The sequence below is a fragment of the Salinibacterium sp. genome (assembly GCF_031364185.1).
GTDB lineage: Bacteria > Actinomycetota > Actinomycetes > Actinomycetales > Microbacteriaceae > Rhodoglobus.
Window position 1 is genome coordinate 1 of the sequence record NZ_JANLVV010000118.1, and the last position, 4,441, is coordinate 4,441.

The window sequence follows — 4,441 nt, forward strand, 5'->3', positions numbered from 1 at the left end:
GATCGTCATCCCTTGTCTTTTGAGCGCGTGGATGTCCACGTCGTCCTCCTCTGAAAGCATAGGAACAGGGCCTTTCTCGAGCTGGTGCGTGGTCGAAGACGATCAGCATCGAGGAAGGCCCGTTCCTATGAACGGAAGCGACCCGGAGTGGGGAATTTCAGTGAGCAGAACTGAGGAATTTCAGTGAGCGCCGTCATCGTGCGGCCGCGTCGGAGCGGAGTCCGCGCATCCTGCCTTCCCAGTCGGTCTCGATGGTTTCGATGTCGCGAACGAGCTGACGTCCGTTGACGACTGCATAGCCGGCCGCGCTCGTGAACGCCGTGATGATGGGTCGAAGCTCACCGCGACGATACGCAGTGACCGCGTTGCAGTAGTCCTTTACGTCGTGGAGCAGGCCCACGGGGACAGGTACAGCGATGTTCGTGGTCACTCGTCCGTGGCGAAGCATTGCCTGGATGATTGCGCGGCCGGTGCGGCCCTTGCCATCCGGGAACGGGTGAATGGTCTCGAACTGCACGCGGGCGATCGCGACCTGGGCCAGCATGGGGACGTCGGCTCGCCGTGGACGTCGTGAGGACAAGGCCGAGGCAAAGACGGACTGCCTGTAGTCCGGGTACAAGGCCATACCGCGCACAGTATGGACACGATAAAGTGCATCTAGCGCACCGCTAGACCAATGTTATGGGGTTTATGATGCCGAAGAAGCCGATTTCTCCTCCGCCTGTGGTGGCGGAGGCGCTCGTCGTGCTCGGCCAGCGCATCCGACTCGGACGCCAAGGCCTCCGATGGACAGCGTCTGAGCTCGCAGCGCGCGCCGGCGTCAGCGAACCGACAGTGCTCGCCTCCGAAGCGGGCAAGCCCGGCACGGCCATCGGCACCGTATTCACACTGGCTCGCCTCACCGGCGTGCCCCTCTTTGGCATCGACGATCCCGCTGAGCTCTCGCGCCTGCGCCGTGACGGCGAGCGAGAGATCGCACTCCTACCCTCGAAGGTCTACCACCTCAGCGAGGGAGAGCCTGATGCTGCCTTCTGAACTGCGCCCCAGGGTCGTCTACGTCTGGACGTGGCTTTCCGGCACGGACGAGCCTGTAGTTGCCGGCGGGGTCGAGGAACGAAACGGCCGTCTGTCGTTTTATTACGCCGACTCCTACCGAGCTCGGGCGAACGCGATCAGCCTCTACGCGCCGGAAGTGCCGCTGCGCTCGGGGTGGATTGAGCCCCTCGATGGCCTGACGCTTGCCGGATCGCTCCGGGATGGATCACCCGATTCCTGGGGGCGTCGAGTCATCGAGGCGAGGCTTGGCGTCGACGACTCGGCGATCTCCGAGATCGGATACATGCTGGCATCCGGATCCAACCGGTTCGGCGCTCTCGACTTTCAGGCGTCACCCACTGACTACCGAGCTCGCCGGGACACGGCGACTCTTGACGAACTCACCGAAGCGGCATCCCTGCTCCAGCAGAAGCGTGCGCTGAGCGAGCCGCTGAAGGCGGCGCTGCTTCACGGGACGACCATGGGCGGCGCCAGGCCGAAAGTCTTGATCGAAGATGGTGAGAATCATTGGATCGCGAAGCTGGCTTCGATATCCGATGTCATATTCTCAGTCGTCGGGGCTGAGGCCGCAGCGATTCACCTTGCGGCCGCCGCGGGGCTCGATATCTCAGAAACTCACGTGACCCAGTCTCATGGGCGCGACGTGCTTCTGGTGAAGCGCTTCGACCGTGAGGGTGCCGGGCGCCGTAAGCACACCGTATCCGGGCTGACCATGGCGGGGGAGGACGAGATGTACGCCCGCTATGTCACGTACCCCGGAGTGCTCGACGTGCTGCGCCAGCACGGCTCCGACCCGGTCGGTGACGCCACTGAACTCTTTCGACGGATCGCGTTCTCTATCGCGATCTCGAACTCAGACGACCACGCACGAAACCACGCAGCTTTCTGGGACGGCCAGACTCTCAAGCTCACACCCGCATATGACCTGCCCCCGGGATTCCGTTCAGGAGAAACCTCCGAGCAGGCGATGGCCTACGATCGCAAGGGCACGAGGGCCAGCAATTTCGCGGTGCTGCTCACCGCGGCTGGCGTCTATGGGCTGTCTGGAATTGAGGCCTGCGGGATCATCGACCGGGTCATCGAAGCGATCACGGACGGTTGGGAAGAAGCGGCCGACATCGCGAGGCTCACCGTCGATGACAGGAGGCGTTTGTGGGGTCACCAGTTTCTGAACCCCGGAGCGCTGCACGACTACTGAGCGCCTGCTTTGAGCCGGTTGCTCGATTGATCTACTTCACGGATACAGCAGGAAGTTTCTCTGAAGGCTGGAGAGCTACTCCAACGGCGGCTACGTCATATCGACGATGCTCACGTCGACAACGCGACGCTCACCAGCCGGAAATTACACGACTACCTGGGACGTGGCCGCTTCGCGCTGGCCTATTGACCTCTGGACGATAGCGGATCGCCCCGAGAGTCAGAAGCTTTCGGGGCAAGATGTGCTCGGAATGACGTCGTCGTTGAGCCCCCCTTGGTGAGCAAAAGAGGCTTCGGAGCAAGGTCAGCCCCGCCTGTGAGGCGATCGCCGCTTTCAGTTTGTCGCAATACACGGCGCCTCAGGTCAGGATGCGCGCCTTCAATCGACTGAGATGATGGACGCCCGCCCGCCGATGATCCACTCCGTGACGATCACGCTGCCGTTGGGAAGGACCGCGATCCCGTGGGGGCTGCGGAACGCTCCGGGTGTTAATAACGGTGCCGCGACGCTGTCGCCTTCGCGGGTGTTGGGCCAACTATTTGAGAGCTTCTCAGCAGGGTCGCCGATGGTGCGGATGAGCTGTGCGTCGGAGTTCATGGCGACGATAGCGCCGAACAGCTCGGAGACCCAAAGGACGTCGCCATCGATAGCAAGTCCGGATGGTGACGTGAGCACCTCGGTTCCGAACGCGTCAAGGTAGTCGCCGTCGAGGCTGAGGGCCACAATTCTCCGGTTTCCCCGGTCGGCGATGAGCAAACGGGGCTCCGAGCCGCGACGATCGATGACGATCCCGTGGGGTGTGGAGAACCGCGTACCGCTCGATTCTCCGTCAGAGGTCCAGAGCAACTCGCCGTTCGCGCTGAAAGCGTGTACCTCGTTGAGTCCATACCCATCGGCGACCCACACTCGATCATCATCAGAATCAATGGCCACGCCCGTAGGCATCCACCCGGGTCGCGGTGCGGTCAACTTCCTCTCAAGAAGGCCCCGGGAACTGACTCGGATGACGCAGCCCGCGGTAGTCGACACCCGAAGGGCACCGTCGTGCAAGGTATCCTTCCGGCCCGGGTCGGCGATCCACAACCCGCCATCTGGATGCACCGCGATGCCGTGGCATTCAGTAGTGGGAACGGCCAATGTAGTAATCGAGCCCATGGCGTCGAGTCGGTGGACACCACATCCATCGGCCGCTCCGAGGTATATTGTGCCGTCCCCACCGACCGCCGCCCCCGGATGGGCCCACGACGACGAGGCCGCGTCGGGCAAGGGGATCGTTGACCACGATATTCCCACGATTACCGCGTTCCAGCCGGAGTGCGGTCGTCGCCGCAGGCTCGGCCGTCGACGCTCTCCGAGTCGATGATCTCGTTCGCGGGCCATTCGCTTTGCTCGGCACTCATCGTCGACTGGGGTTCAGGCGGCTCGCGATCAAAGGCCATCGTTTTCGTGCCAATCCTTTTGCCAACGCTGATCGATCTCTTCGGAACTTCGTTGGTAGCGGATATCAGTTGAAAGCCGAAGTCGATTCCCTGGATCGACGTTGTCTGTTCCGGCATGAACGATGTAGGAGGAATGGACAACCACATCTCCTGCTTTGTAATTCGCCAGCAGCCAGCGGGAGTCGTGGGTGTCAGCCAACGATGGGAGGTTGGCCGTCATCCAGCCGGCTGGTCGGTACATCACGTGCTCATCTTCGTCCGCCATCGTCCAGTGGTGGCTTCCTTCCAGGTAGGTGAGCCCGCCCATTTCCACTGAGCAATCGCCGAGCGGAATCCACATGGAAAGAACGTCATCGCTGCCTCCACGCAAGTAAAGGAGGTCGTAGTGTGCCTGAGTTGCGGTTCCAATTCCGTCCTCCCCCGGTCGGATATGACGAATTATCTTTCGCCGGTGAAGATGCACAGGTTCGTCGAAAAACCATTCAAACCAATCTCTGATCTCCGGCTGGGTCGTGAGCGCTTCGTATTCCGGACCCGGCACGATGTCCCCGTATAAGATCTCTCGTATCTTGCTTCGATCAATTGCACCCGGCGCGCCAATACCTTCCATCGGCGCTTGTCGCGAATCGAGGAGACCGGTTTCTGCCATTTTGGTGAAGTAGAACTCCCGAAAGGACATAACCACCCAAGGATCCAAGTGACCCGTTAGGTATAAATAACCGTCTTGCCGAAGGCGGTCTCGAAGGAC

Annotated in this window: 5 protein-coding genes; 2 read left to right on the forward strand and 3 right to left on the reverse strand. The window is 61.5% G+C overall.

Annotated features, from left to right (window positions below):
- Positions 1 to 193 precede the first annotated feature (193 nt).
- On the reverse strand, positions 194 to 625 hold the full coding sequence (locus RMN95_RS05345) for a Fic family protein (protein ID WP_309615914.1): 432 nt from the start codon (positions 623 to 625) through the stop codon (positions 194 to 196).
- Between the two features lie 56 nt (positions 626 to 681).
- Between RMN95_RS05345 and RMN95_RS05350 the strand changes: the two genes are divergently transcribed.
- Both RMN95_RS05350 and RMN95_RS05355 read left to right on the forward strand, forming a co-directional pair.
- Positions 682 to 1,035 carry a helix-turn-helix transcriptional regulator gene (locus RMN95_RS05350; RefSeq protein ID WP_309615915.1) on the forward strand — a complete coding sequence of 118 codons (354 nt, stop codon included), beginning with the start codon at positions 682 to 684 and terminating at the stop codon, positions 1,033 to 1,035.
- Positions 1,022 to 2,254: a type II toxin-antitoxin system HipA family toxin gene (locus tag RMN95_RS05355; protein ID WP_309615916.1), complete on the forward strand. Its 1,233-nt coding sequence runs from the start codon at positions 1,022 to 1,024 to the stop codon at positions 2,252 to 2,254. The genes RMN95_RS05350 and RMN95_RS05355 overlap by 14 nt, the downstream gene beginning before the upstream one ends.
- Before the next feature lie 378 nt (positions 2,255 to 2,632).
- Here the strand turns inward: RMN95_RS05355 and RMN95_RS05360 are convergent, their stop codons facing one another.
- Both RMN95_RS05360 and RMN95_RS05365 read right to left on the reverse strand, forming a co-directional pair.
- Positions 2,633 to 3,634: a hypothetical protein gene (locus RMN95_RS05360; RefSeq protein WP_309615917.1), complete on the reverse strand. Its 1,002-nt coding sequence runs from the start codon at positions 3,632 to 3,634 to the stop codon at positions 2,633 to 2,635.
- Between the two features lie 48 nt (positions 3,635 to 3,682).
- On the reverse strand, positions 3,683 to 4,441 hold a 759-nt coding region (locus RMN95_RS05365), incomplete at its 5' end, for a phytanoyl-CoA dioxygenase family protein (protein ID WP_309615918.1).

Excerpts from the sequence above, each read along its gene's own strand:
- RMN95_RS05345 (WP_309615914.1), bottom strand. The coding sequence starts at position 625 with ATGGCCTTGTACCCGGACTACAGGCAGTCCGTCTTTGCCTCGGCCTTG.
- RMN95_RS05350 (WP_309615915.1), top strand. The coding sequence starts at position 682 with ATGGGGTTTATGATGCCGAAGAAGCCGATTTCTCCTCCGCCTGTGGTG.
- RMN95_RS05355 (WP_309615916.1), top strand. The coding sequence starts at position 1,022 with ATGCTGCCTTCTGAACTGCGCCCCAGGGTCGTCTACGTCTGGACGTGG.
- RMN95_RS05360 (WP_309615917.1), bottom strand. The coding sequence starts at position 3,634 with ATGGCCCGCGAACGAGATCATCGACTCGGAGAGCGTCGACGGCCGAGC.